General features: G+C 40.3%; 25 protein-coding genes. 12 read left to right on the top strand and 13 right to left on the bottom strand.

All coding sequences use genetic code 11. From position 1 onward, the window contains the following. The 3 genes from H5163_RS17045 to H5163_RS17035 are packed head-to-tail and all read left to right on the top strand — an operon-like array spanning position 1 to position 2,743. On the top strand, positions 1-1,014 hold the full coding sequence (locus tag H5163_RS17045; RefSeq protein ID WP_145240424.1) for a phospholipase: 1,014 nt from the start codon (positions 1-3) through the stop codon (positions 1,012-1,014). 56 nt (positions 1,015-1,070) lie between these two features. Further along, positions 1,071-2,204: a peptidyl-prolyl cis-trans isomerase gene (locus H5163_RS17040; RefSeq protein WP_259399832.1), complete on the top strand. Its 1,134-nt coding sequence runs from the start codon at positions 1,071-1,073 to the stop codon at positions 2,202-2,204. Continuing rightward, a complete protein-coding gene (locus tag H5163_RS17035) occupies positions 2,201-2,743 on the top strand; it encodes a hypothetical protein (protein WP_145240420.1) in 543 nt (180 codons plus the stop codon). Before H5163_RS17040 ends, H5163_RS17035 begins: the two co-directional genes overlap by 4 nt. Positions 2,744-2,883: 140 nt before the next feature. Here the strand turns inward: H5163_RS17035 and H5163_RS17030 are convergent, their stop codons facing one another. Beyond that, positions 2,884-3,330, bottom strand: a complete 447-nt coding sequence (locus H5163_RS17030) for an Hsp20 family protein (RefSeq protein ID WP_145240418.1) — start codon at positions 3,328-3,330, stop codon at positions 2,884-2,886. Between the two features lie 287 nt (positions 3,331-3,617). On the opposite strand from H5163_RS17030, the gene H5163_RS17025 reads away from it, so the two are divergent. The 4 genes from H5163_RS17025 (at position 3,618) to H5163_RS17010 (ending at position 8,728) form a co-directional block, all read left to right on the top strand. Next, positions 3,618-4,115: a TlpA disulfide reductase family protein gene (locus H5163_RS17025; protein ID WP_145240416.1), complete on the top strand. Its 498-nt coding sequence runs from the start codon at positions 3,618-3,620 to the stop codon at positions 4,113-4,115. A gap of 123 nt (positions 4,116-4,238) precedes the next feature. Next, positions 4,239-6,317, top strand: a complete 2,079-nt coding sequence (locus H5163_RS17020) for a TonB-dependent siderophore receptor (protein ID WP_182735591.1) — start codon at positions 4,239-4,241, stop codon at positions 6,315-6,317. A 139-nt stretch (positions 6,318-6,456) separates the two neighbouring features. Then, entirely contained in the window at positions 6,457-6,720 is a 264-nt protein-coding gene (locus H5163_RS17015; RefSeq protein WP_145240412.1) for a GrxA family glutaredoxin, read from the top strand. A gap of 160 nt (positions 6,721-6,880) precedes the next feature. Next, on the top strand, positions 6,881-8,728 hold the full coding sequence (locus H5163_RS17010) for a DEAD/DEAH box helicase (protein WP_145240410.1): 1,848 nt from the start codon (positions 6,881-6,883) through the stop codon (positions 8,726-8,728). Between the two features lie 159 nt (positions 8,729-8,887). Here H5163_RS17010 and H5163_RS17005 read toward each other — a convergent pair whose 3' ends face one another. From H5163_RS17005 to H5163_RS16985, 5 genes are all read right to left on the bottom strand, one after another. Next, positions 8,888-10,201 carry an AarF/ABC1/UbiB kinase family protein gene (locus H5163_RS17005; protein ID WP_182731371.1) on the bottom strand — a complete coding sequence of 438 codons (1,314 nt, stop codon included), beginning with the start codon at positions 10,199-10,201 and terminating at the stop codon, positions 8,888-8,890. Between the two features lie 153 nt (positions 10,202-10,354). Next, positions 10,355-11,914, bottom strand: coding sequence for an AbgT family transporter (locus H5163_RS17000; protein ID WP_182735590.1), 1,560 nt, complete (start codon positions 11,912-11,914; stop codon positions 10,355-10,357). Between the two features lie 161 nt (positions 11,915-12,075). Then, positions 12,076-12,351 carry a YfcL family protein gene (locus H5163_RS16995; protein WP_145240403.1) on the bottom strand — a complete coding sequence of 92 codons (276 nt, stop codon included), beginning with the start codon at positions 12,349-12,351 and terminating at the stop codon, positions 12,076-12,078. A gap of 36 nt (positions 12,352-12,387) precedes the next feature. Further along, a complete protein-coding gene (locus tag H5163_RS16990) occupies positions 12,388-13,503 on the bottom strand; it encodes an ATP-NAD kinase family protein (protein ID WP_149983017.1) in 1,116 nt (371 codons plus the stop codon). Next, the gene (locus H5163_RS16985) at positions 13,493-14,047 is read right to left on the bottom strand and encodes an elongation factor P hydroxylase (protein WP_149983018.1); all 555 of its coding nucleotides are present in this window, start codon (positions 14,045-14,047) and stop codon (positions 13,493-13,495) included. The genes H5163_RS16990 and H5163_RS16985 overlap by 11 nt, the downstream gene beginning before the upstream one ends. 260 nt (positions 14,048-14,307) lie before the next feature. Here H5163_RS16985 and H5163_RS16980 point away from each other — a divergent pair, with 260 nt between their 5' ends. Then, positions 14,308-15,012: a DUF1045 domain-containing protein gene (locus tag H5163_RS16980; RefSeq protein ID WP_182731369.1), complete on the top strand. Its 705-nt coding sequence runs from the start codon at positions 14,308-14,310 to the stop codon at positions 15,010-15,012. A gap of 13 nt (positions 15,013-15,025) precedes the next feature. Here H5163_RS16980 and H5163_RS16975 read toward each other — a convergent pair whose 3' ends face one another. Both H5163_RS16975 and H5163_RS16970 read right to left on the bottom strand, forming a co-directional pair. Next, a complete protein-coding gene (locus H5163_RS16975) occupies positions 15,026-15,379 on the bottom strand; it encodes a DUF4112 domain-containing protein (protein ID WP_145240395.1) in 354 nt (117 codons plus the stop codon). 34 nt (positions 15,380-15,413) lie between these two features. Next, positions 15,414-16,064 (bottom strand): glutathione S-transferase family protein, encoded by a 651-nt coding sequence (locus H5163_RS16970; RefSeq protein WP_145240393.1) that lies wholly within the window; start codon positions 16,062-16,064, stop codon positions 15,414-15,416. Positions 16,065-16,173: 109 nt separating this feature from the next. On the opposite strand from H5163_RS16970, the gene H5163_RS16965 reads away from it, so the two are divergent. Further along, positions 16,174-17,019: a LysR family transcriptional regulator gene (locus H5163_RS16965; RefSeq protein ID WP_182735589.1), complete on the top strand. Its 846-nt coding sequence runs from the start codon at positions 16,174-16,176 to the stop codon at positions 17,017-17,019. Positions 17,020-17,036: 17 nt separating this feature from the next. On the opposite strand, the gene H5163_RS16960 is transcribed toward H5163_RS16965, so the two are convergent. After that, the gene (locus H5163_RS16960; RefSeq protein WP_182735588.1) at positions 17,037-19,037 is read right to left on the bottom strand and encodes a winged helix-turn-helix domain-containing protein; all 2,001 of its coding nucleotides are present in this window, start codon (positions 19,035-19,037) and stop codon (positions 17,037-17,039) included. A gap of 128 nt (positions 19,038-19,165) precedes the next feature. On the opposite strand from H5163_RS16960, the gene H5163_RS16955 reads away from it, so the two are divergent. After that, positions 19,166-21,175 (top strand): fused MFS/spermidine synthase, encoded by a 2,010-nt coding sequence (locus tag H5163_RS16955; RefSeq protein ID WP_182735587.1) that lies wholly within the window; start codon positions 19,166-19,168, stop codon positions 21,173-21,175. Between the two features lie 81 nt (positions 21,176-21,256). Here the strand turns inward: H5163_RS16955 and aroC are convergent, their stop codons facing one another. Next, positions 21,257-22,354, bottom strand: a complete 1,098-nt coding sequence (gene aroC / locus H5163_RS16950) for a chorismate synthase (RefSeq protein WP_145240385.1) — start codon at positions 22,352-22,354, stop codon at positions 21,257-21,259. A 67-nt stretch (positions 22,355-22,421) separates the two neighbouring features. After that, positions 22,422-23,357, bottom strand: coding sequence for a 50S ribosomal protein L3 N(5)-glutamine methyltransferase (prmB, locus tag H5163_RS16945; RefSeq protein ID WP_145240383.1), 936 nt, complete (start codon positions 23,355-23,357; stop codon positions 22,422-22,424). Positions 23,358-23,504: 147 nt separating this feature from the next. On the opposite strand from prmB, the gene smrB reads away from it, so the two are divergent. After that, entirely contained in the window at positions 23,505-24,062 is a 558-nt protein-coding gene (gene smrB, locus H5163_RS16940; protein ID WP_145240381.1) for an endonuclease SmrB, read from the top strand. Between the two features lie 36 nt (positions 24,063-24,098). Next, positions 24,099-25,022 (top strand): AEC family transporter, encoded by a 924-nt coding sequence (locus H5163_RS16935; protein WP_182735586.1) that lies wholly within the window; start codon positions 24,099-24,101, stop codon positions 25,020-25,022. A 3-nt stretch (positions 25,023-25,025) separates the two neighbouring features. On the opposite strand, the gene H5163_RS16930 is transcribed toward H5163_RS16935, so the two are convergent. Beyond that, entirely contained in the window at positions 25,026-25,763 is a 738-nt protein-coding gene (locus tag H5163_RS16930; protein ID WP_182735585.1) for an SDR family oxidoreductase, read from the bottom strand. Positions 25,764-26,270: 507 nt separating this feature from the next. Beyond that, positions 26,271-26,849 (bottom strand): hypothetical protein, encoded by a 579-nt coding sequence (locus tag H5163_RS16925; protein WP_182735584.1) that lies wholly within the window; start codon positions 26,847-26,849, stop codon positions 26,271-26,273. Positions 26,850-26,954: the final 105 nt, after the last annotated feature.

Genomic DNA, 26,954 nt, shown 5'->3' with positions numbered 1-26,954 from the left:
ATGAAAAAACAGTTTTTAACGGCATTATTACTGATCAGTACAAGCCAAGCACAGGCATTTAGCCAAGAAACACATAAACGTATCGTCATCGATGCAGTGAACTACATGCAGCAGCACCCAAGCAGCACACAGTTTTCGGCATTAAGCCAATACGCTCAACAAAATAATATGACGGTAACCCAGTTAGCCGAAGTACTAGGCCAAGCAGCCTATGATGTGGATGACTTTGAAGACACCTTCTTTTGTGGTGCTGTAACGGGGTCATGTGTTCAAGCACCAATATGGGGAGCAGCAGAGAGTATTGTTAAATATACCAGCTATTGGCATTTCCAAAACCATACCCAAGGGGCTGATCAACACGGTAACGACTTTGGTGGCTACAATTACCAAAAACTGACGGTATGGGGAACCGTTGATAACTTGGCTTCAAGCTGGTTAAAAGGTGACTACCTTGATGACGGTCAAGGCGGTGAAACAGGCTGGTTTAATGCCGATTCATCAAAGTACAACAGCTATGGTATTACTGAAGCTAATTACCGAATTGACAGCCAATCAAATTACAACATGTACGATGACTTTGAAGAAATGCCTTTTCAGCCAATTGATAATTTAGGTCAATACTGGTATCAAAGCTATTTGCAAAGTGGCAACCCACAAGTGTTAGGTTTTGTTTTCCATACAACTGACTTACTACAACCACACCATACTTGGACCACATCTGATCTCAATCATTCAAGCTGGGAAAGCTGGGTAAAAGACTACTATGATCAGGAACAACTCAATGACTCTGCCCTTATTACACAAGCCATGCAAACATTTTCAGCACTGGATATAAACAGTCAAGACGTACGCCCTTTACTGACACAAGGTGGCGCTTTTTCTTATGCTCAAGGCGGTATTGTGCTTAATTCACAAGACCATTACGACCGCTTAAATACGGCAAAACAAGTGATCCCACATGCGATTGCCATGGTTGTGCACCTACTTAATCATGCCATGGTCGTGCGCCAATGAAAACGCTGAGCAGTTGTATTTTGTTATTATTAGGACTGCTTTATAGCAGCCTAACAATGGCATCATTTAACCAATATAACGATGCTGAAGTGCGTTTAATGCAGCAAGTTTATCAACAACACAATGCCAACATTAGTCGCAAAGACGTTCGTAAACATATGTTTGAAAATCAATTTTTATTATATCAAGCAGAACAACATATGCCTGAGCTGCTTGAACGTCAATCTGCGGTAGGCTTTAGCACGCAGTACCATGTTGAGCGCTATTTGATGAACATATTTGACACGCAACTAAATTTATCAACATCCTATGTTAAAGGAGGTAATCTCACACAATATAATGCCCAGTGGCTGCTCAAAGTATTGCCTAGCTACCCTGCTGATGGCCAATACAACGCTGAACAAATCAATAAAATGCAGCGCACCGAGCTCAGAGGGCTCTTTACAACCGCCGTCAATCTTTATGAGTTTATAGCCCCTTTATCTATGCAAGTACGCTTTCGACTGCACCAAGGTGAAAGTGACTTATTCAAAACTGAAGTAATAAAAAAGCAACAATTTGAGGCGTTGCTTTTAAAAGCAACGCCATTACTTTTAAAGCAAGGGATCAGTATCGCGCACCTAGAAGAACTAGCAAAAGGCGATATTTTAAGGCCTTCGATTCAAAGTTGGCTAGGTATTAAAGACATGATGCACGTTCAAAGCCCAATACTCGACAGTCTTGAACAACAAATATCCGATAAAGAAATAAAATATTATTATCAGGCAAATAAAGCGCGCTTTAAATACCTTAGTGAAGTGACAGCTTACGGCGCTGCGTTTACTGAGCGAGACCAAGCGGTTCGCTTTAGAAATACAGTACAAGCAAGCTCTTTTACAGATGCATTATATATATCACAGCAAAACGACATTTATGCTAAGTATCACAATAAACTAACTCGCAAAAATAAAAGTAATTGGGCTGTGCAACTGGCTTATACGCTAAAAGCAGAAGAATTATCTGCGGTGATGCGCTCACCTGAAGGTCTATGGGTCGTCATAATTAGTAATAACCATCAGTATAACTACTTTAGCGCTACTGACGAAACGGTTCGCTATCAAGCTAAAAAAGCCATCGCAATACAAAAAGCGCAGCAACGCTATCAGCAAAATTGGCTGGCTTGGCAACAACAAAATGCAGTAAAACTATGAATAAAAAAGCTATCTACATAATTACAGGCGTCGCTTGTTTAGGTTTTTTAGTAATAAATTTAACAACAGAGCGAAAACGTGAAATAGCTCCCATCCGCGCTGCTGATGATTTAACGCCAGTAACGCCCGCGCCACAAATAAATAATGCGTCGGCACCGACAGCTATTAATCCAGATATGACTGCTGAAGCGGCGATTGATAGTCACACCTCATTAAAAAATACTGATGCCAGTCAACAACTGCCGCCCATTACTACACCGAGTTACTTGCCTGTCATCGCAAAAAATCCAATCAGTGCGAGTCAGTTTCAAGGCGACTTAACCGATCATCAAGCTTACCTCGATTTTCATAAACAGCAGCAAACTCAGCTTGAGCAACGCTTTGTAATAGCTGCTCAACAAAAAATAACTAACCTTGAAAGCTTGCTCGAAAAAGGCCGTCAAAAAGGCCTCCCTCAACGGCAGCTGCAAGTTGCTATTGATAAAATTGCTGCCTTAAAAGACATGCAAGCCAAATTAAAAAGTAAAGATACTAACTGAACACAGCATCATTAATCATCTGCGATTAATGGTGCGCTAAGCGGAACCGATGTTTGAGCAAAGCTAAAAAAGCCGCCTCAGCTGAGGCGGCTACTAAAAATAACAAGTAAATTAGGGGAAAAATACTGTCAAAGGGATGGTTATTTACCTTCTAGCAAGTTACCACTGCCAATTTCAATTTTACGTGGTTTAAGTGCTTCAGGGATCTCGCGTTGCAAGTCGATACTAAGTAGCCCATTGGCTAAATCAGCGCCGAGTACTTTAACGTGGTCACCTAGCTGGAATTTGCGTTCAAAGTTGCGCTCAGCAATGCCTTGATGAATAAATTTGCGCTCTGCGCTGTCATCTTTATTGGCTTTAATGCCAGCAACTTTTAAGGTGTTATTTTCTGACTCTATCGTCAGCTCATTATCACTAAAACCGGCAACAGCCATAGTAATGCGATATTTGTCTTTATCGAGTGCTTCGATGTTATACGGAGGAAAACTTGGCTGCTTGTCAGTGCGAGCGGCCGCATCCATTAAAGATGCTAAATGATCGAAGCCAATGAATGAACGATAAAGTGGTGATAAATCTACTGTACGCATAATAATATCCTCATATTTAAGCGATATTTTGCATGTGCTTTTCGGTTGAACAAGCGCAAGCAAAGTTTAATTAATAATATAAATTTCAATTACTTCTGTTTAGTTAGGACCCATCAGGCGTCCTCACTAAACTATATATGGACGGCGAAATTGTTTTCAAGATTATTTTTGAAAAAAGTTTTATTTTTTTTCAAAATCTCTTTTTGCCTACTCAATAAAGTGAGGACTCAAAGTTTGCTTTTCAAGTCTTTAAATAGTAATAAGGGGAATTAGCTTTAGAGGTCGATATGAAAAAAGTAACGAGTTTGCTGCTCAATATAATTATGTTAGTTGTGGTGTTTTTTGTAGTGACTACATATCAGCAACGCAATTTACTCAGCTCAGATAGCAGCCCTGCTCCATATTTTAATTTACCTGTGCTCAATGACAGCGAACAACGTATTGATATTGCGATGCTCAAAGGTAACACCACCGTGGTTTATTTTTTTGCGCCATGGTGCACAATCTGTCGTTACAGTATGCCAAACCTAGAAGCGGCATTGGTTGATTCTAATATCAACGCCATTGGCATTGCACTTGATTATAAAAATGAACAAGCAGTTGCGCAGTTTGTTAGTGAACTTAAACTCACAATGCCCATTTTACTAGGCGATAAAAATACCCAGAGTAATTATAAAATCAGCGCCTTTCCTACTTACTATGTAATTGATCAACAACTGCGAATAACCGCACGCTCAATGGGCTATTCAAGCCAATTAGGTATTACTATCAGAGCTCAAAACTAAATGTAACAGCTTGTAACACCTCCCTACATTTGCCTACATTTTCGTACAGTTTACTACGTATTTTTATATATTTTCTCATTACTATAGGTCGCAGTCACACTTACTCATAACCATGGAAGAATCATGTTAGCCACCTGCTTGCCATCACTTTACCGTTTAACGCCACTGGCGTTGTGTTTGCCATTTTTAACGCACGCCAACGTTGATGCTAATGAAGAAATAATAGAGCGTCTTGAAACCGTTTATAAACGCAGTAGCATTACCAGTGAAATAACCGAAAATACTGAAAAACTGATCACTATGCCCGGTGCTATGGGCGATCCACTGCGGGCAGTATTTGCATTGCCAGGCGTTGTCGCCGCTGGCGGCTCAATGAGTGAACCGGCGGTACGTGGCTCATCGCCCGATGATAATTTGTTTGAAGTGGATTTTATGCCTGCAGGCTATATTTTTCATGATTTCGGCAGTTCTATTTTCAACAAGTACATTATTCAAGATTTTCAACTTTACTCAGCCGGCTATGGCACCAGTTACAGCAACGCCACCGGTGCCGTATTTGACGTAACACTGCGTAACCCTAAATATCAACCGATTACTACCACGCTTGATCTTACAATGTTTAATGCCGGTGTCTTTGTTGAAGGGCAACTCACGCAGAACACCGCGTTTTATTTATCAGCACGTAAAAGTACATTACCACTGTTCTTCTCTAAAGGTGAAGAGCTTGAAAACGACGATGGTGAACTCAGTGGTATCACCATCAATGATCCCCCAGATGATCATGATTACCAAGGCAAATGGATCTGGGATATAAACAATCAAAACGCCCTAACAGTGTCATTTACAGGCGCAAAAGACTCGGTTGCAGCAGGCTTTAATCAACGCGCTGAACTTTCACTAAAAAATCCTGAGTATCAAGGCGATGCTGATTTTATTCGTGAATTTACCAGCCAAAGTATTTTATGGGATCACTTTAATAAAGACTTTCATTTACGCTTAGGCGTTGGTTCGCTCGAACATTCTGGCCGATTGGAATACGCTAAACGTGCCACGCTAAGTGATGGCTATTTTGATGAAGAACAACAAAAGCAAATCACTTATAAAGGGCGATTAAATTGGCGTGTTACTAAAGCCCAGCAACTGGTGTTTGATGCCGCCTATTTTGATAACGACAGTACTTACAGTTACGATAGTTTTCAATATCTTTGTACCGAGCTCGATCCTGATTGCGATCTAAACAAAGGTGAGCGAATAACGGGTAAAGACAAGCTAGCCCTTGATAAGTTCTTTGTTGGTGTTAGCCATGTTTGGGTTATTAACGAACAATGGCAAAGCGAAGTCGGCGTGCAATATCAAAGCAATGATTACACTGATGAAGATTTTGTGATGCCGCGTCTTGCGCTTAGCTATTTTATTAATGATCACAATAGCATCAATGCTAAATACGGGCATTATAATCGCATGCAAGATATTGACACTCTATTGCCTGAACACGGCAACCCGAATTTACGTTCGCAAACCTCAAAACACAGCAGTTTAGGTTTTGCACAAGAACTTGCCGATGAATGGACATGGTCTATTGAAGGGTATTACAAAACCATGGACGATTTACCGTTGGCATTAAACAATTATTCCGATGCAGCAATTCGTTACAGTAATGATGTAACTGGGCGAGCTTACGGTGTTGATCTATTAATAAACAAAAATAAAACTGATAAATGGTATGGCTGGCTTGCAGTTAGTTATGCCAAAAGTGAACGCACTGACCAACGCCAAAATATCACTCGGGATTATTACGCTGATACCCCTTTAGTTGTCAACATGGTGTTTAATTACCAAATCAGTGAAAAATGGCAAGGCGGCTTTAACTTTACTGCCCGCAGCGGCCAAGCTTACACCCCGATTGTTGGCGTCACAGAAAATTCCGAATTCGAAGGACGTTTTTTACCACAATATGGTGATCCATTTTCTGAGCGTTTCGATGTTTATCATCGGCTTGATCTTCGTTTTGAACGTCAAACCGACTTTTGGGGCTTAGACGGTGTGTTAATTTTAGAATTAATGAACGCCTACGGCCAAGCAAACACCAGTAGCATTGATTTAGATTATCAGAAAGTAACCTCGACTAATGATTTAATTATCAAAGAAAACGAGGATGATTTTGAAATGCGCCCTTCAATTGGCTTTAGTGTTAAGTTTTAATTAGCCACCCCACATACACCTTTAATACTGATTAAAGGTGTATGTAATCATTAAAATAGAATTCATCAATCGTTTTTTTACGCTGTTTATTTTTTCTCAATTAGTTAAGATGAATGTAAATAAAATCGAGGAGAGCGATATGTTAACTGTAATTTTTGGCCGTGAAGGCTGCCCTTATTGTGTGCGTGCTAAAGATGTTGCTGCAAAACTAGCAAATGAACGTGATGATTTTAAATACCGTTATGTTGATATTATTAAAGAAGGCGTGAGTAAAGCCGATTTAGAACAATCAGCAGGTAAGCCTTGCCCAACCGTGCCACAAATCTTTATTGACCAAGCACACATCGGTGGTTTCACTGAGTTTGAAGCTTACGCTAAAGAAAATCTTGGACTTTATCAATAAGTTCTGTATAAAATTTGTTAATCAATTTGATTTACCCACAATCAAATTGATTAAATTATGACCAACATCAACTACATACAAATTAGTTTCAATTTATACAAGCATTTGCCTCGTAAATCCTATACAATGCGCGCCTCTTTAAATTCGTTGAGGCGTATTAATGTCAGAACCAGTCACGTTTGAATCTCTAAATCTTTCTCCTGCAATTTTGAAGGCAGTTGAAGAGTTGGGTTACAAGACACCATCTGAAATCCAAGCTCAATGTATACCGTTATTGCTAGAAAGAAAGGACGTACTGGGACTAGCTCAAACGGGTACAGGTAAAACCGCAGCATTTGCACTGCCATTACTTAATAATATTGACCCGTCTGTGAAGCAGCCGCAGATCCTTGTACTCACACCAACCCGTGAGCTTGCGATCCAAGTAGCTGAGGCATTCGAACAATATGCTAAACATGTTCGTGGTATTGAAGTATTGGCACTTTATGGTGGCCAGAGCTACAGTATCCAATTAAGTGCACTTCGTCGTGGCGCGCAAGTTATTGTCGCTACTCCAGGTCGCTTAATCGATCATATTAACCGTGGCACTATCAAGTTTGACAGCTTACAAGCTCTTGTACTTGATGAAGCCGATGAAATGTTACGTATGGGCTTTATCGATGATGTTGAAAACATCATGGAAAAAACGCCGCGCGAAAAGCAAACATGTCTTTTCTCTGCGACCATGCCTAAGCAAATTCAAAACATCAGCAGCAAATATATGAATAACCCTGAACAGGTTCATATATCTGCGCGTAACTCAACGGTATCATCTGTTGAGCAAGTGTTTTGGAATGCCAGCGTACACAAGAATAAAGCGATTGTTCGCTTTTTAGAAGCTGAACAATATGAAGGCGCGATTGTTTTCGTACGTACACGTAACGATACAGTACAACTTGCTGAGTTATTAGAGCGCGAAGGTTTCTCTGCAGCTCCACTTAACGGTGACATGAACCAGCAAGCACGTGAACGCACAGTAGAACGCTTAAAAAGTGGCATGCTAAACGTTGTTATCGCAACAGACGTTGCAGCACGTGGTCTAGATGTTGACCGTTTAAGCCTTGTTATCAACTACGATATCCCACAAGATTCTGAAGCTTATGTTCACCGTATTGGCCGTACAGGTCGTGCTGGTCGTACCGGTAAAGCGATTCTTTTCGTAAAACATAACGAACGTTATTTACTTAAAAATATCATTCGTCATACGAATTCAGATATTGTACAAGTTGAACTACCAACTGCAAAAGTTGTTGAAGAAAAACGTATCGAAGCGTTACAAGCTAAATTAGCTATTGCGCTTGAAAATAAAGATATTACTTTCTTTAATGAAGTAGCAGCTAATATGGCGCAAAAGCTTGAACTTGCTCCTGAAGACCTAGCAGGTGCGTTACTGTGTTTAGCACAGCAACAATCACCAATTAAGGTTGAAGAAGTTAAGATCCAACAACGTGAGCGTAGCGAACGTAATGACCGTAACCCACGTGAGCGTAATGATCGTGGTGACCGTGGTCGTCGTAATGAACGCAGCGAACGCCCTGCACGTGACCGTGATGCTAAACCACGTGAACGTAATAGCCGTGATGCAGGCCCTATGGATACTTACCGTATCGAAGTAGGTCGTGAACATGGTGTTCAAGTTAAGAACATTGTTGGCGCTATCGCTAACGAAGCTGACATCTCAAGCAAGTTTATTGGTGATATTCGTTTACACGACAATCACAGTACGGTTCAATTACCGCAAAACATGCCTAAAGATGTACTTGATCATTTCCAAAAAGTGTTTATTTGTAAACGTCCAATGGGCTTAACATTAACACAAGATCAAGGTCCTGCTGAACCACGTGCTGAACGCTCTGAGCGTCCATCAGGTGACAAAAAACGCAGCTTTAACAAAGATGACAGTGCACGCGGTGATAAGCGTAGCGGTCCTCGTAAAGAACGTCGCCCAGTAAGCTTCACAGCTAAATAAGCAACGACTCTTTAATAAAAAAACCTTGCCACGAAAGTGACAAGGTTTTTTTGTGTTTGGAATAAAGTAAATATTCGTGAGGGGAAGATTTTGTGAAGTCACAATAGTCGTTGATAGCAATTGCATTGAATGAATGAGTATTTGAATTCGCTAAAATAATCATGTTTTTAATAAAATTGGCATAAATAAAGCTCTAACATCTATTTTTGCTTCTAAGCGAGCCGCAATCAAATATAAACCAGCAAGTTTACGGTGAATAAATAATGCATCTACTGGTGGTGTATGCCATTGCTGTGCTTGTGCACTAAGTTGCAACCCAGCATCTTTAATATTTGATGCCAGTTGGCTATTTTTAAAATCAAAATCACCATCGTGACGCAGTGGCTCACACGCCATTAAAAATAGCTCTATGACATTATCTTTATAACTGTCACGCAATGTATCTTTAAAATAACCAATCTGAGTGGCCGCATTTAATACCCCATCACGATTATTCTCACTGCCTGCTTTAAATAAAGCTAGATAAGCTTGGCTCAACTGAGGCGAAATCTCACGGGTTGCCCCAAAATCAAATAAAACGATTTTTTGTGTGGCTGGTTGATAATGAAAATTAGCAAAGTTTGGATCTGTTTGTATCAGTCTAAATTCAAACATTTCTTTGAAAAATAACGCAATAAGTTGCTGTGCCACAAAGCTTTGCTCTGCTTTGGGTAAATCGGTAATTCCCTCTATAGGCTGAGCCTCAATATACTGCATCGTTAATATTTGTTTAGTACTGTGCTCTTTATAGACGTTAGGAACAATAAAGTGTCGGTTATTTGCCAATGCATTTTTATAACGTAATAAATACTGCGCTTCACGATGATAATCAGCTTCCGCTAATAATTGTATTTTAGCCTCTGCGACGAGTGGCTTAATATCAAGATCTTTAGGTAATAAACGAGACAATGTAAGCAGCGATATAACATTATCAACATCACTGACCACACTTTTTGCGATCCCCGGGTATTGAATTTTTACAGCTAATTGCTCGCCGTTTTCATGGTAGGCCAAATGCACTTGACCAATAGAAGCGGCAGCAAATGGCCTAAGCTCAATATGTGAAAAGCGCGATAACCAGTCATCTCCCCACTGCTCTTTTAATACAGTAATGAGTTGTTTGTGTGGCATGGGGTTAGCGTCTGATCGAAGTAATGCAAGTAATTGAGCAAGCTCTGGACTGAGTAGATCCCCAGCATCCATTGACAGTAGCTGTCCTAATTTCATTGCCGCACCGCGTAAGTGTGATAGTTCTGTCGCTAGGTTTTTTATGTTTTTAGGCTGCAGTAATAAGCTTTTATTATCCCAACCCTTTCCTGAAAGAGTACTTTTGGCTCCCTCAAATAACATATTACTCGCGACACTGGTTGCTAATGAGCCTAACTTTGCAAAGCGTGAAAATCGAGATGTAGGAACAGCGCGTTCATTGGCCATACTAAAACCTAGTTAACGAATATATTTACCGGTTTATACGTACCAAGCTGGGTATACGATCGAATTGACAACTGGCTGGATAAAACTAACCACAAAAAAACCTCGCCATTATAATGACGAGGTTTTTACACATAAATATTTAGCCGTGTTTTATTAAGGCGCGACTGCTGGATACACGTAACTTGCGTCTAATCCAAGCGGGATACCCAGTGCCCAGTAACCGAGTAAAAATAAGCTCCAGCCAATCATAAAAGCGATTGAATATGGCAGCATCATCGCGATAAGCGTGCCAATGCCCGTGCCTTTGACGTATTTTTGGCAGTACACCACAACTAATGGGAAATACGGCATTAAAGGAGTGATGATGTTTGAACTAGAATCGCCCACGCGATAAGCCGCTTGAGTTAAATCTGGCGAGATACCTAACTGCATTAACATAGGCACAAACACCGGGCCCAGTAGCGCCCACTTTGCTGAACTTGAGCCAACAAACAAGTTTACAAAACCAGTTAAAAAGATGATACCGACAACAGTCACCGCACTTGGTAACTCCATGGCTTTTAACAGCTGCGCGCCTTCAATTGCCAGCAGAGCTCCCAAGTTTGATTTACTAAATGCAGCAATAAACAAGGCACAAAAGAACGCCATTACAATATAATACGCCATGCCGCCCATTGCTTTACTCATGGCATCTATCATATCTTTAGAGCTTTTAAAGGTGCCAACGGTAAAACCATACACTGCACCAGGTATCCAAAACAGTAGGAAAATTAGCGGTACGATAGATTGCATTAAAGGCGAGCGAAAATTAGTTAAAGAGCCATCTTCGCTTCGCATTGCAGAGTCCGCAGGGGCTGACACATAGGCTAATAAAGCAAGACCTGCAATCATCACTGTACTTGCAATAAAAAACGCGCGTTTTTCGTCGCTACGGGCATCTTCAAATGCAGGTAAGTCTTCTTTATTACCATCTAATTCGGTATTTTTTAAACGTGGTTCAATAATTTTATCGGTGATGTACCAGCCTAATAAAATAATGAATAAACTTGAAGCCGAGGTAAACGCCCAGTTATTTAATGGGTTAATCGACATCGCGGGGTTAATAATTTGCGCCGCACTTTGGGTAAAGCTTTGCAGTAGTGGATCAATCCCCGACGGAATAAAGTTTGCACCAAAGCCACCACTGACTCCCGCAAATGCCGCCGCAATACCCGCCAATGGATGGCGCCCTGCTGCATAAAATATAACACCAGCTAACGGAATGACTAACACATAACCTGCATCGGTTGCTGTATGGCTGACGATGGCGACTAAAATAATTGACGGTGTTAAAAGTTTTTTAGGTGTCACCTTTAACATTAACTTAAGGCCAGTATTAATAAAGCCAGAATGTTCAGCAACCCCTACACCCAGCATGGCCACTAACACCACACCTAACGGTGCAAAACCGGTAAAAGTTTTTACCATTGATGATAAAAAGGTCGCTAACGAATCACTCGCCAGCATATTATTAATAATAATAGCTTCACCGGTACGAGGGTCGATAGCGTCAAAAGTAACACCTGAGAACCACCACGACAGTAGCCAAATTAGTAACATGGCAAACAAAAAGATGATTGCCGGATCAGGCAGTTTATTTCCTACCCGCTCAACAAAATTTAAAAATCGCGCAACTATGCCCGAGGGCATTGCCGCATCATTATTATTATTCATTTCACTTGTTCCCTAGAATTTAGTCAGTGGTACTTTAGCGTATCTAGGGAATGAGGTAAATTTTAAGTGAACAGAAAATACATTTTTAGGAACTAAATAGTCTCAATGCACAAAAAAACGGCATTGTTGCCGTTTTTTTAAATAACTTTTTATTTAGTCTTTTAAGCGAGTGCTTTTACTTCTTCCCATAATCTTACTACTAGGGCTTTATCTTCTTCGTTAAGCTCACCATTGCGATACGCTTTCACTAAACTTTTTTCAACGGTTTCATTGAGCTCATCTATTTCAAGATTAAGCTCTTCAACTTGCGCATAGCCTACTGCTAAATCAAAATGGCCTCGTAAATAACCACCGGCAAATAACTCATCATCAGTGGCTTTGATCACTAAGTCATCAAAATACTGTTGGGCTGCGTCAATATAATTTACTAAACTCACTTCTACTTCTCCTGATTTTGCAGGGTCTTCTACCAATCAATCTTGATGGCCTACTGCATACATAATATGGTCGTTAAATCCGCAGGTTACACGAATATAACCGCTTAATTCATCATCCAGCTCACTATCGCCTGTATCGCAAATGAGCGGGCGGCCGTTTAAAGCCTGTAATTTAGTTTTGGTAGCCACCACAATAATATTATCCAGCCCTATCGCGCGAATAAGTGCTGGGCTTAACTGTTGATTGCCACGGCCAAAAATATGGCCTTGGCCACCAATTAGCGTGATCACTAATTTAGTGTCGCGCTGATGGGTCATCGCTAATAATTGTTCAGCTGTAAGATCTTGCGCAATTAAGCTTTGATCTGCAACTAAATCAACACCTAATAAGGTATTTTCAAGTCCCATTTCTTGCATAATAGCTGCAACTGTTGAGCCACTGCCCATTACATATAACGTATCTTCATCCATTTCACTGACGACATAGGCGGCAATATCAGCAAGTACCAGCTCGTCGGTTTCTTTACCGCCATTTTTTACGGCTTGTACATAACGTACTTCACTGGGTACTTGCATTTCACCATAACGTTTTGCTTTAACTGTGCCTTGACGAAACGCATCTTCGTCAATATCCATCACATCGGCATCGCCTAAGGTAACTAGTTCACCTTTAACCAGCATTTCGACTACCCGCCCTGCGGCCTTTGGCGTGATTGCATAAACCCCTGAATGAATTTTACAGCCGGCAGGAATGCCAAGTGCCGGTACGCTATCTTCAACCGCATGACAAATATTGCGCGCAGTGCCATCGCCACCAGCAAATAAAATTAAATCAACACCTAGCTGTTGCAATACCTTGGCTGCACGCTCAGTATCATCTGCACTACTGGGGTGCTCGCTTTGATACACAACTTCGGTATTAAAACCAAGATCTGTAGCGGTGCTTTCACCCATTGAGTGATTAACAGTATAAATTGTTATTTTATCTTGATAAGGCAATAACACCTCAAGCGCTGCTTTAGTGCGTAAATTAGCTTTTGGCTCAGCGCCAAGCGCCAGAGCTTTAGCCGCAACACCATCACTACCTTTGAGCGCCACACTGCCACCTAAACCAGCAACTGGGTTTACAATTAGTCCTAACTTAAACTGCATTACTTAACTCCTGAGGATGTTGCCATACAAACTGCCCGGCATTCAATGGCCATGGCGTATTGTAAAATTCGCTTAATGCTTTTAAAAGTGCAGTAGTCCGAGGATTAAAACCTATTTTTAGTAACTGTAAAAGTTGCTTGTGTACTCGCGCCTGAAAATCAAAACGACAGGTTTGCTCACCATTTAAATTATCAACCGAAACATTAAACTCAAAACCTGTAGCAACACTCAACGCCCACTCGATTGCTTGCGGTTTTACTTCAACGGCTTCAAATTCTGCTTGCTGAGCTTTATCACGGCCATCTGGGCAATACCAATAACCGTAATCTTCGAGTAAACGACGTTTATCACCCGCCACCAGCCAATGAGCTATTTCGTGCAGTGCACTGGCATAAAAACCATGGGCAAACACAATTTGATGATACGGCGTTTTAACATCAGCGGGAATATAAATAGGCTCATGCTCACCTTTGACCAAGCGTGTATTATGGCTGTGGTAAAAAGTGCGTTCAAAAATAGATGTTAAATCGGCTATTTGATGCATAAAAGTCTGATTAATTCGCCTCGGTAAAATGCAACAAATGCACATTAAAATCGAGGCGAATTGTACGGGCTTTTAGCAAGAATGTAAAAGTTGATAACGACTAAGCAGCCATGCGTTATTGTCTTGCCTTTACTTTGCAAATTTAGCTAAGCCAAAAATATGTATTCGCTGCAATCTAGCTCCTTTTATTTACTGTTCAAGTAATAACCCTTATCCTCTTTACACTTACTATCCGAATTTAAGAATAAAATTATAAACCCATGTTCAAATTACTTTTTATAAAACGACCGAAGCTTTTAGTTGTTACTTTAATTACGCTGATAAGTATCCCCCTGCCCTCATTTGCAAAAAGTGTCAGCATCAATGTGTTTGCAATCCCTTCCAAGTCAATCATTAACTTAGTTGAGCAAACTAGTGATGCATTAAAAAAAGAAGGGATCATGAGTTTTTATGAAAAAGGTAAGCCAGTGCACGCTACTTTGTATTTAACTGACTTTGTTGAAGGCTCAGAAGAAGACATTAAACGTGCTGTAAAAAGTATCACCGAGCAACATCAAGAGTTTGCTATAACAGCGCAAGGTTTTAGTGTTACGCAAAGTAATTGGGCATTTATTAACTTACAGTATTCGCCTAAGCTACAAAGGCTAGCAGATGAAGTAACAATGGCGATTGAGCCATTACGCGACACAAATGCCACAATCCCTAGCTGGGTTAAAAACTACCCCAACAAATTAACGGCATTTGAGCGCTATGGTAGCCCCAATGTATTTCAGAACTTTCAGCCGCATTTAACATTATTAGCTAACGAGAAAAGCCCTAAGCTCGTTATTTTAAATAAACAAATGCAAGCCCACCCGCCTGAAGCGCAGGGTAAAATAATCGGCATTGGGATTGGCATTTCAGACCCGTTTGGCCAACAGAAACAAGTGATTGCAGAATACTTTTTTAATAACGATAAAAACTAACTTATTTTTATCGTTATTGTTTTACTAAGTAGCGTTTCAGTAGACGGGTATTGCGGGTATTTGCTTTAAAGTAAGCGTCAAAAATATCACCGACAAGCGGAATTAGGCCACCAAAAAAATCAATCAACATATTTATTACGATACGTAATTTTATACGCTTACTAACTCCTAGGCGCTGGGCTTCAAATAGAATATAGCTAGATAAAATTAGCCCAGCTAGATCTCCAATACCAGGCAGAATACCGATCAGTGCCTCTACGCCAAACTTAAACCGAGTAAAAGGAATGCCAATACTGCTGTCGGTAAAGCGACTAAACCTTTCTAGCCGCTTTAATGTATCTTGGTGTGATAGCTTAATCTGTTCCATACATCCTCATAACCTTAGCGCTTGGCAAGTTACTTTAAGTAACATCAACCCCTGCTTCATCGCAAGCAACAATATCTGTTTCTTTTAGCGCTTCGGTGATCCACTGTTGTAATGTAGGGCAACTTAAAACATGCTGACAATAATGCTCCGCCAAAGCTGAAAGTGATATTTGGTAGGTTTTTAACCTAAGTACTACAGGCGCATACATAGCATCTGCGATACTAAACTCACCAAACAACCACGCATTTGGGTAACTACGTTGTTGCTGGCTAAATATTTCATCAATGCGGCTAATGTCTTTTTTAGCCGCCGCAGATAACTCAATTAGGCGAGTTGCACGAATATTCATTGGCATTTCATTACGCAGCGCCATAAAGCCGGTATGCATTTCAGCGCTTAAACTGCGGGCTGTCGCTCGCTGCGCAGTATCAATAGGCCAAGCTGTATTAGATAAATAAGCATCATTGATGTATTCACAAATTGCCAATGAATCCCATACCTGCAAGTCGCCATCGACTAAGGCGGGTACTTTCTGTACTGCAAAACTGTTTTTAAGCGTTTCATAAAACTCAGGGGTGTCTAATACGAGTTGTTTCTCAGTAAAAATAACATTGAATTTACTCATTAAATACCATGCTCTAAGCGACCATGTCGAATAGTTTTTATTACCGATAAATAATTGCATTTGCGTTCCTTAGTAGTGTTTAATATCCCTAATATAGAGCAGTAGTAAATTAATTACTTACCAATAGTTTTTATACAATACATAAGTAAAATTGATAGATGAGTTAAATATGGATTTAGACGCCCTACGTACTTTTTGCGCTTTTGTTGAAACGGGCAGCTTTACTCGCGCTGCCCAACAAGTATGCCGCACCCAATCGGCAGTGAGCATGCAAATGAAAAAGCTCGAACAAGAGCTGGGTAATCCATTATTTATCAAACAAGGCAGGCAGCTTGTACTATCGTCAAGTGGCGTTCACTTAGCCAGCTACGCAAAACAATTATTAGCACTGCATGATGAAGCCTATAAACAACTTAAAACCGGTGGTGGGCAAACTCGCGTGCGCTTAGCATGTCCTGACGATTATGCAGGCACAGTATTACCTAAAGTTGTGGCTTTATTACATAAACATATACCGCAACTTGATTTACAAATCAGTTGCGAGCCGACCAACCAGCTCAAAACACAACTAGATCAAGGCTTGCTAGACATGGTGATTGCGACGCGCTCGCCCAGCTCTGAAGAAGGTTATTTTTTAGAATCAAGCAAAGGTGTGTGGGTTAAAAGTGCCGAATTTAACTATCAATCCGCTATGACCCTGCCGGTTGCAATATTTCAACGAGATTGTAAATTTCATCAAGCGGCTATTGAAGGGTTACTAAAGGCTGAACGCCCATTTAACATTGTTGCTTGCTGCGGCTCGCTCAGTGCGCTCACAGCATTAGTAAAAGCCAATCTAGCCGTTGGTGTGATGGCTGAGGTAAGTAACACTCAGGAGCTGGTGACGGTTACTGACTCAACTCTGCCGCCCTTGCCCGTTATTGATATCGTACTATTACACGCAAACCACGCTCATAACCCGATAAAACGAGAGTTAGTAAAGCTAATAGCAGCAGATTATGCACTTACCTTGTGAATCTTGGGTTTTAAAGACTATCGCAGCCTTACTAAGGTGCGTTTTCGCTTTGGCTCAGTAAGATATAAAAGTTGCGTATTATCGTGTGAAGCATTAATTAACATATTACCTTTCTCGTTCGCGATATGGCGTATTTCTGAGTGAGCGCTTTGTAAATCAAGCATATTAAGCTCATAACCATCTTCTTGCTCTAAGGTAATACTCAACGTTTGCTCATCGACCGCCAGACCAATAATATCACTATCATCTGCGTGCCATACTTGAGCAAAATTGCCATCTTGATCGAGTCGAAATACCTGTTTGTTATTTGAAAAATAAATCTGATCGTGTTTGTCTAAAGCCATTGCATAACAAGCCAGCCGCTCTCCTTGGCCAGTGAATGGCGATAAACTTAATGTTTGCATGTCTAATTTTGCTGGGTGAAATGTAACGCCATCGTCAGCGCGATATGAAACCAAGATCGCATCTTCATTATAAAACTTCTCTCTGAGATAAAACGAATGATGATGGTGGGCTATTTCTTGATAATCGCCACTTTTTAAATCAATTCGAAACAGTTTATCTTTGCTTGCGGTGATCACTTCTTCGCCATTTTTTGACCAAACAACCCCAAACAGTTCTTCATTATTAGGGTTTGCAAAAATCAGCGTTTGTTTACCTTGCTCATATAAAAATAGCTGTTTTAAACCAAAACGATGGGATTCAAAGACAAACTTAGTTGAATCAGGTGAGAACACCGGTAAAAAATCAACCGACGAGGTATCGACAAGCTTTTCATACTGCTGAGGAGCGGTATTTGTTGCCCGTAAAATATCAACATCAATATTTACAAGCTCCATTAATATCTCCTCACCAGATGGCGTGAATGCAGCATCTCGAATAACTTGATAATTATTAAAGGCGATATCAGTTGAGTTGCCCTGACGATCAATAAGTAATAGATTATTTGTGCTGCTTATCAGCAAGTATTCACCACTTGGGTGCCAACTAAGCCCCTGAATACCATCTTCAATAACGGCAATTGTTTTACTGCTATTATCCGTTAAATTCAGCATTTCAATACGGTAGTTATTTTGTCCTGCTTCATAACCAAGCGCTAGTTGCGTTTGATCTGGCGACAACGCATGTAACTTTAACCAGTCTTGACCCATTGAGGCTTTGATTACCTGTTTTTGTTTAGTTTCTATATTGACGGTCGAAAGCTGCGTATCATTTTTATGTTTTCGTCGCTCAATAAAATAAACCTGATTGTTATTAGTCCATTGTAATTGCTGGCTGGTAACTAAATATTCTTTAAATTCCAGTACGTTGGCGTAATTTAAACTCGTTAGAGTTACCATGTCTAAATTAAAATACGCTAATTGGCTAACATCATTTTGTTTTTCTATAAAAGCCAATGCGCGATTATCCGGACTCCAGCCTAGACTATAGTAGGTCGATGGGTGCTGGGATAATTGTACCTCTTTACCTGTCGTTAATTCTTTTAGCCAGATATGCTGATTATCATTGTCACCGCGAACAAATGCTAAATAATTGCCGTTATTAGATTGCGATTGAGAGGATTCATTGGCTTCATTTGATGTTACAGGCACCAACGCAGAGAAATCAGTTTTAACAACCTGCGTTGCAAATGCGAACCAACCACCAACCAAACATACAATTGTCACGGCGATAAAAGCCAACAACGGCCACTTTACACAGTGAGAACGTGTTTGTTCGTTAAGCTCAAGGCAATAACCCCGTTTCGGGTGGGTAATGATGAATTGTGGATTTTTAGAATCTTCATTTAATGCTTTCCTCAGCAGTGCAATATTGCGTTGCACATTACTTGGGCTAAACACTGAATTAGGCCACACAGCTGCAAAAATTTCTTCCTGGCTAACCACATTGCCCCTATGAGAGTACAAAAATTGGAGCACATCCATAACCTTAGGTTCGACAATTTGTACGCCTTCAGCTGAGGAAATTTTACCACGGCTAACATCGACGTCAAAATTCCCGATTCGAAACCTACCCACTTACAACTCCAATAAATTCATACAAATCATAGATTAAGATTTTCTTAAGATAAACTCAAGGGTTATTACATTGCCGCATTAATTAGTTCAGTTAATGGTTAGGCACCATTTACTAAGTAATAAAAAAGATGCAACGGATATTATCGACATTCATTATTTTTGTGAGCGCGTTTCTACTCTTTCAAATTCAACCTATCTTATCTAAAGAGCTACTACCCGAGTTTGGCGGTGGCGCTTCGGTTTGGTCAACCAGCCTATTTTTTTATCAAAGCATGCTGTTACTCGGCTATTTATATGCTCATTTGTTAAGCCGTTATCAGCTCAAACGACAATTATTTATACACACATTGTTAGTGGCTTTATCGAGCATCATTACTTTTAACACAATTGAAGTCAGTCTATTTTTATCACTAACACCAGCGTGGTCAGTGATTGCTAAATTGTTTTTACAGGTTGGCTTAGTCTTTATGTTACTAAGTGCCACCAGCGTACTATTGCAGCGCTGGTATATTGAATCGACCGCTATGACTGTACCTTATCAATGGTATTCGCTTTCGAATCTGGGTTCACTACTTGCTTTGCTGAGTTACCCATTTATTTTTGAAGTTTTATTTTCAATCGATGAGCAAAAGAGCTATTGGACAGCGGGGTTATTTGCATACTGCATACTGTTATTGTGCCTAGTTTATGTACTATTTAGTAATGGCAGTATCGCTGATAAAGCTATTACTAAATCAAAAACGACTTTGCTCGTCAAACCTAATTGGCTGTGGATTGCGTTCTCAGCAACCAGTTCAATGATGTTGATCGCGACAACTCAGATGATCAGCATCAACATCCCGCCTATGCCTCTGATATGGGCTTTACCATTGGTAATATATTTGCTGACCTTCAGTTATGCGTTTGCATCCGCAAAAAGCTATAATCGCGCCCATTGGACGTACTTATTAATATTTAGCGCATTCGCAGGGCTGATGATGTTTTTCCTTGGCAGCCAATTTAATGCTTTAGCTCAACTGGTGATCTACAGCTTTATTTTATTCATTGTTTGTATGATCTGTCATGGTGAACTTCGAAAACTCGCGCCAGATGGCTCACTGCTTACTGTATTTTATTTATATATCGCTTTAGGAGGAGTGATCGGCAGTTTACTCAGTGCCTTAGTCGCACCGCTACTGTTTGAACAAATAACAGAATTCATTGTGGCGTTAGCTGTAGCGCTTTCATTATTTATATACACGCTACTCACCCAGACGACGAAAACGTCCTCTTGCTATAAAATAGCTTTACTGGCTACGCTGGTTATTTGGGGCACAGGATATAGCTATCTTTTTGTTAATTTTAATCAATACAACTTAGCGTCTGAGAGAAATTTTTACGGTTATGTCACTGTCAAAGACATTACAACGTCTGATCTTGCTGAACGACGCCTAATCGATGGCACAACGATTCATGGCTCACAGCCACTTAATAAACAAACTGAACTCACAAACAGCTATTACCATCACCATACTGGTATCGCTAAATCATTGTCAGCATTAAAAAAGCAACAAGATTTAAATATAGGTATTATTGGTTTAGGTGCTGGAGTTTTAGCAAAGTTTGGCGATAAGTTCGATAAAATCCGCTTTTATGAACTTAACCCTGCGGTTTATAACATGGCCATGAATTATTTTTCATATTTAACAGATAGTCCTGCACGCATTGATGTGGCTATTGGCGATGGCAGAATCACCTTAACTGAAGAGCAAAAAAATAATGCACCGTTAATGAATGCGTTAATTATTGATGCTTTTTCAAGTGATGTTATTCCTACCCATTTACTGACTGAGGAAGCTTTTCAGTTATATTGGCAGCGACTAACAAAAGGCGGCTTATTAATTATCCATATATCCAATAATCATATTGATTTGATGCCAGTGCTCCAAGCTCACAGTAAGCGCTTCGATAAATCTCTGATCAAATTTAACTATAGCGGTACGCAGTTAGGCTCACAATGGGTCGTAATGACGAATAACCAAGCATTTTTAAATTCGATAGCCATGACAGACTTATCACCGATAACACCTTATTCAACAGTACATTTGGCGCAATGGACAGATCAAAAACACAGCCTGATCCCGCTCCTGAAACTTTGATGTCTATCTTAAAATAACCACAACAAAAAAGCGCGATTAACATCGCGCTTTTAAATAATTCTAAATGCTTTTAACTAAACCCTAAACAGAGCCATTTATTGGCCCATGCTCATGATGAACATGCGGGTTTTGACCACGTTGACGTAGTAAATGATCCATTAAAGTAATGGCCATCATCGCCTCGGCAATCGGGATTGCACGAATGCCAACACATGGGTCGTGACGGCCTTTGGTGATCATCTCAACCGATTCATTACTCGTGTTAATACTATTACCGGGGATCGTAATACTTGATGTCGGTTTGAGTGCAATTGACGCGATTATATCTTGCCCTGTAGAGATACCTGCAAGCACCCCACCGGCATGATTTGAGGTAAAGCCATCAGGGGTTAACTCATCACGATGCTCAGAGCCTTTTTGCTCAACCACATCAAAGCCGTCGCCAATTTCAACGCCTTTTACTGCGTTAATACTCATCAGTGAGTGGGCAAGTTCTGCATCAAGGCGGTCAAATACCGGCTCACCTAAACCAACAGGTACATTCTTAGCCACTACTTTTACCTTCGCGCCGACTGAGTCACCTTGTTTTTTAAGGTCGCGCATATAGTCGTCAAGCGCGTCTAACTTGCTTGCATCTGGGAAAAAGAAAAGATTATTTTCAACTTCATCCCAATCGTAATTTTCAGCTTTAATTGGCCCAAGTTGACTCAAACACGCACGTACTTCAATACCATGAAATTGCTTTAGATACTTTTTAGCAATAGCGCCTGCGGCAACACGAATAGCGGTTTCGCGAGCAGATGAACGGCCACCACCGCGATAATCGCGTAGGCCGTATTTATGCCAGTACGTGTAGTCACCATGACCTGGGCGAAATACGTCTTTAATTTTGCCATAATCTTGTGAGCGTTGGTCGGTATTTTCAATTAATAAACCAATACTGGTTCCGGTGGTTTTACCTTCAAAAACACCCGCTAAAATTTTAATTTGATCGCTCTCACGGCGCTGCGTAGTGTAACGGCTTTGCCCTGGCTTACGACGATCTAAATCGATTTGTAAATCTGCCTCAGTGATTTCAAGGCCTGCTGGCGTGCCATCCACAACACCGCCTAAGGCGACGCCGTGGCTTTCGCCAAAGGTGGACACTTTAAATAACTGCCCTATGCTATTACCTGCCATTAACTTTCCTCATTCCTAATGACTACTAAGTACCGAGCCTGATGCTCGGCTTTGATTTTTGTGGTGATCAGTCTGCGAAATATGCAACGAGTTGTTTTTTGCTGATCACAAATACGCCAAATCCACCTTGCTCAAACTCAACCCATTCAAAAGGCGCATTTGGATAAAGGGCATCCATGTGTACCATAGAATTACCAACTTCGACAAATAACAAACCGTTATCAGTTAGATGATCGGCCGCTTCACTCAAAATAGTACGGGTTACATCAAGACCATCATGGCCTGATGCTAAACCAAGCTCTGGCTCATGGTGGAACTCACGCGGTAAATCAGCCATATCTTCGGCGTCTACATACGGAGGGTTTGCCACGATCAGGTCATATTTCTGCCCTGGTACACCGCTGAATACGTCGGATTGAATAGGTAATACACGGTCACTTAACTGATAATCAGTGATATTGATATCAGCAACTTCGAGTGCTTCATAAGAAATATCAACGGCATCAACCTGCGCTTCTGCAAAAGTTTGTGCTAATGCAATCGCGATACAACCAGAACCGGTACATAAATCTAAAATACGATTTACCGATTCAGGCTCAGCTAGCCAAGGTGAAAAGCGATTATGTATTAACTCTGCAAAAGGTGAACGTGGGATCAATACGCGCTCATCGACATAAAATGGCATATTAGCAAACCATGCAATATTAGTCAGATAAGGTACTGGCGTGAAATCATTTATACGTTCTGCAATTAATCCCGCAAGGCGGTTTTTTTCGGTGCTAGTTAACCGGGCATGCATTAATTCTTTTGGTGCATCAATGGGTAAGCTTAACGCGGGCAGTAACAAGTTGACTGCTTCATCCCATGCGTTATCAGTTCCATGACCAAAGAAAATACCACTGCTGGCAAATTGACTCGTGGTCCACCGTAGCCAATCGTGTAACGTTGACAGTTCTGCTACAGCTTCATCTAAGGTTGCTTCTTCTATTAATAATTCGCTCATATTCGTTATCTACCTGCTGCTTTAGAAAATATCAATTCAATCGAGGCGCAATTAAGGCCCCATGATTGCCCTATTGTAACGCTTTTTTACACAGTTTTTACTCTGTTTTCACTCGATTTCTAGCGTTTTTTTGTTTAGACTGCCGCTATGAAAAAAGATCCTCTCTCAAACGCAGATATTAGCCCTGACGACATCGATATGTTTCGTCAAAGTATTAATGGTGCCCGTGTATTTAAACAAGACACGCATCGCTTTGCTAACAAACCTAAAATCTCACAAGCTAAGCTGTTTGCCCAGCAAAAAAAGCAACATCAGGCAGAATTTTTCTTTTCTGATGAATATGTGCCAGATATTGATACCAACGGAACGGTTAATTATGTGCAAGACGGTCAAGATCGTTTTTTAGCAAAGCAGTTACGCCGAGGTGACTTTGTACCTGATTTAACCCTTGATTTACATGGTTTAAATAAGGAGTTGGCAAAAGATGAACTCGCAGGACTGATCCATGAGTGCAAAAAGAAGCATTACTACTGTGCGTGTGTAGTACATGGTATTGGTGGACATATACTCAGACACAAAGTGCCGCAATATTTAGTACAGCATCCAGATGTCATAGCAATACACCAAGCGCCACTTGAATACGGTGGTAAAGGTGCGGTACTTATTTTAATAAACTTACCACAAAGTGATGAATTTAGACGCTAAGCGTTAACGTTATCCCTATTTCAAGGCAACAGTGCAGTGCATATTTTCTCTATCATCTTTCCGCTGATTTTCATTGTTGCGCTTGGTTTTAGTTGTTGTAAATTAAAGTTTTTTGAACAGCAACACATTGCAGGGCTAAGTAAGTTTACTTTTTACATTAGCCTGCCGGCATTTTTATTTTTAAATATGTCGCAAATCGATTTACAGCAAAGTATTAGTTTATCGGCCTTTCTGAGTTTTTATATTCCTGTACTGAGCGTATTTGCCTTAGGTATTTTGGTTGACCGCTTTTATTTAGCTAAGCAAAAAAATTATCAACAACACAGTGTATTTGGCTTAGCGTCGAGTTACTCAAACATGGTGTTGGTGGGCATTCCTATCATCATCGCATCCCTTGGCAAAGAAATGATCGCCATCGCTTTTATGATCATTACCTTTCATAGCACATTGCTGTTTGCACTTACCTATTTAATCGGCGCAAAGGGCAGCGAACACGCATTTTCATGGTCAAGTTTTGCTAAGAGCATGGTACTGAATCCGATTGTATTGAGCATCGGCTGCGGGCTAATATTAAATGTCAGCGGCATTGTTTTGTTTGATAATCTAGCAAAGAGTTTAGAGCTTTTAGCGACCCCCGCCATTGCCTGCGCGTTATTTGTATTAGGCGCCAACTTAGCGTTTTACAAAATTGCAGCTAACTGGCAACCCGCATTAATCGCCTCGTTAATGAAGATTTTGTTACTTCCTGCTGGGGTATTTTTAATCGGTGCATACGCATTTGAATTAGATAGAGAGATTTTGAACGTGTTAGTGCTATTAAGCGCTTCTCCTGTTGGTGTAAATGCTTACCTTATTGCCAGTCAAATAGGTCAACATCAGGTGACATTAGCCGGTGCAGTTGTACTGTCAACGGTTTTAAGTGTGATTAGCTTTAGTTTTTGGTTATCGGTATTGCTTTAACCTTTACAAACCGCCAGCTACATCAACAAAGCTACCTGTGGTAAACGATGCCTGCTCAGAGGCTAAAAAGTAAATTGCAGCGGCAACTTCCTCAGGTTGTCCACCTCGACCCAATGGCAGCTTGTCTTTAAGACGCTCCACCCGATTTACTTCACCACCATCGCGGTGCATATCGGTGTAAATTAATCCTGGGCGCACTGAGTTAACACGAATACCTAACTTGGCTACTTCTTTGGCTAAACCAATGGTTAACGTGTCCATTGCTCCTTTAGATGCGGCATAATCAATATATTCATTTGGTGAACCGGTTTTAGCCGCTGCCGATGATACATTAACGATACTGCCGCCACTGGGCATTCGCTTAATCGCTTCACGGACACATAAAAAAGCGCTTGTTACATTGGTGGTTAGCACTTCATTTATACGCGAGGCTCCCATCTCAAGTAATGGCATTTGCGGTTTCAAAATACCCGCATTATTTATAAGCACATCTAATTTGCCAAATAACTCATCTACTTTTGTAAACAGGGTCAGCACTTGCGTTTCATCAGACACATCGGCTTGCACTATTTCGGCTTTTACACCAAAGCCGCGTGCTTGCTCTGCTATTTTTTCTGCGCTGTGTTGATTCGTTTTATAATTAATACAAACATCATAACCGTGACGAGCAAAATAAATTGCGGTTGCAGCACCAATTCCTCGGCTTGCTCCGGTTATAAGTACTACTGGGTTAGATTTCATTGTCTGTCCTTGTTTTTGCTTATTTAAAAAAACTGACCACTAAGTGATGAATTTAGACGCTAAGGGTTAACGTCATCTTTATTTCAAAACAATCGTTTAAATTTTTCATCGGCGCACCAGGATTTTATAAAATTGTAGCAAACTCGCAACCGGCATTAATAGCCTCGCTGTTAAAGATATTTTATGTTGCGATCCCCGATTCAGGGAATATATTGAGCAAATTCTTTATAGCCATCACACCAATACTATTTAATTAGTGTTCAAATGTACCTGATTATAAACAAAGGCTTAGCTTCCTCCAAGAACGAGATAGAATCGTTTCAAGTTATTTATGAAAGAAACTCTTCTAGCTTAAATAGATCATGTATTAAATCAAAATGGTATTAAGTTGAGGTAAACATCGGGCGTACATTACTGACAACAAGCGTGAGGTATTCAAAGGAGTAATTTAGACACTGCCAGTGTAATTCAACTCAACAAAAAGGTTCGAATGGACTGTGGAAATACTCACCTGACAGCAAAGTAAAATGTATCTTTATTTACTTCTTTAAAATCGTCAAACCGACTAGCTTTGTATTCATCACCTAATCTACTTTTATCTCCAAAAATTAAACCTTGATAACCGTTCATCACTGAACTTCCCCATTGCAAAGTGAAAATTTCATTAGTTCTATTATGATAAATATCCGTAATGCCGATTGCTTTCATTGCCGATAATAATTCGAGTACATCTTCTCTTTTCACTATAGTAGAAGGGATGAAATTGTTCGTAATGGTGTCCCAATTTTCGTATGCATTTTTTTCAGATTGTAAATAGTAACTTTCATAAAACCCGCCTTCAGGAGCTATACCATACGTTTTCTTCTTATCATTTATTATAATATTATTAACGATGAAAATTTCTTCTTTAAGATAACTTAAGGTTACCAAGTTTAAATTTTCTAACTGTTGAGCTAAAGCTTTGGACTTATTCAGCGTAGAAGCTGATGTAATAAACTCTTCATTATAATTATCACTACAAGCGACTAAAGAAAACGTTAAAACAATAAGTAATAAGCACTTTCGATTTAAAAGAAACAACCCCATGAATTAATCCCCAAAGCAAGCGTAAATTTTAAGTTAAATTACTCATCCCCACTATGCAATCGAAAAGTATCAGCAATGTCTTTACAATACATGCACTGACGGACC

This window comes from Pseudoalteromonas sp. SG44-8, from assembly GCF_014164125.1.
GTDB lineage: Bacteria > Pseudomonadota > Gammaproteobacteria > Enterobacterales > Alteromonadaceae > Pseudoalteromonas > Pseudoalteromonas rhizosphaerae.
This window is presented reverse-complemented; position numbering and strand designations above follow the sequence as displayed.

What these genes read in the sequence shown, in the direction of transcription:
- H5163_RS16985 (WP_149983018.1), bottom strand. Translation starts at nt 14,047, where the DNA reads ATGCATCAAATAGCCGATTTAACATCTATTTTTGAACGCACTTTTTAC.
- H5163_RS17030 (WP_145240418.1), bottom strand. Translation starts at nt 3,330, where the DNA reads ATGCGTACAGTAGATTTATCACCACTTTATCGTTCATTCATTGGCTTC.
- H5163_RS17025 (WP_145240416.1), top strand. Translation starts at nt 3,618, where the DNA reads ATGAAAAAAGTAACGAGTTTGCTGCTCAATATAATTATGTTAGTTGTG.
- H5163_RS17010 (WP_145240410.1), top strand. Translation starts at nt 6,881, where the DNA reads ATGTCAGAACCAGTCACGTTTGAATCTCTAAATCTTTCTCCTGCAATT.
- H5163_RS17035 (WP_145240420.1), top strand. Translation starts at nt 2,201, where the DNA reads ATGAATAAAAAAGCTATCTACATAATTACAGGCGTCGCTTGTTTAGGT.
- H5163_RS17005 (WP_182731371.1), bottom strand. Translation starts at nt 10,201, where the DNA reads ATGGCCAATGAACGCGCTGTTCCTACATCTCGATTTTCACGCTTTGCA.
- H5163_RS16925 (WP_182735584.1), bottom strand. Translation starts at nt 26,849, where the DNA reads ATGGGGTTGTTTCTTTTAAATCGAAAGTGCTTATTACTTATTGTTTTA.
- H5163_RS17000 (WP_182735590.1), bottom strand. Translation starts at nt 11,914, where the DNA reads ATGAATAATAATAATGATGCGGCAATGCCCTCGGGCATAGTTGCGCGA.
- H5163_RS17020 (WP_182735591.1), top strand. Translation starts at nt 4,239, where the DNA reads ATGTTAGCCACCTGCTTGCCATCACTTTACCGTTTAACGCCACTGGCG.
- aroC (WP_145240385.1), bottom strand. Translation starts at nt 22,354, where the DNA reads ATGGCAGGTAATAGCATAGGGCAGTTATTTAAAGTGTCCACCTTTGGC.
- smrB (WP_145240381.1), top strand. Translation starts at nt 23,505, where the DNA reads ATGAAAAAAGATCCTCTCTCAAACGCAGATATTAGCCCTGACGACATC.
- prmB (WP_145240383.1), bottom strand. Translation starts at nt 23,357, where the DNA reads ATGAGCGAATTATTAATAGAAGAAGCAACCTTAGATGAAGCTGTAGCA.
- H5163_RS17045 (WP_145240424.1), top strand. Translation starts at nt 1, where the DNA reads ATGAAAAAACAGTTTTTAACGGCATTATTACTGATCAGTACAAGCCAA.
- H5163_RS17040 (WP_259399832.1), top strand. Translation starts at nt 1,071, where the DNA reads ATGGCATCATTTAACCAATATAACGATGCTGAAGTGCGTTTAATGCAG.
- H5163_RS16930 (WP_182735585.1), bottom strand. Translation starts at nt 25,763, where the DNA reads ATGAAATCTAACCCAGTAGTACTTATAACCGGAGCAAGCCGAGGAATT.
- H5163_RS16965 (WP_182735589.1), top strand. Translation starts at nt 16,174, where the DNA reads ATGGATTTAGACGCCCTACGTACTTTTTGCGCTTTTGTTGAAACGGGC.
- H5163_RS16980 (WP_182731369.1), top strand. Translation starts at nt 14,308, where the DNA reads ATGTTCAAATTACTTTTTATAAAACGACCGAAGCTTTTAGTTGTTACT.
- H5163_RS17015 (WP_145240412.1), top strand. Translation starts at nt 6,457, where the DNA reads ATGTTAACTGTAATTTTTGGCCGTGAAGGCTGCCCTTATTGTGTGCGT.
- H5163_RS16955 (WP_182735587.1), top strand. Translation starts at nt 19,166, where the DNA reads ATGCAACGGATATTATCGACATTCATTATTTTTGTGAGCGCGTTTCTA.
- H5163_RS16990 (WP_149983017.1), bottom strand. Translation starts at nt 13,503, where the DNA reads ATGCAGTTTAAGTTAGGACTAATTGTAAACCCAGTTGCTGGTTTAGGT.
- H5163_RS16970 (WP_145240393.1), bottom strand. Translation starts at nt 16,064, where the DNA reads ATGCAATTATTTATCGGTAATAAAAACTATTCGACATGGTCGCTTAGA.
- H5163_RS16975 (WP_145240395.1), bottom strand. Translation starts at nt 15,379, where the DNA reads ATGGAACAGATTAAGCTATCACACCAAGATACATTAAAGCGGCTAGAA.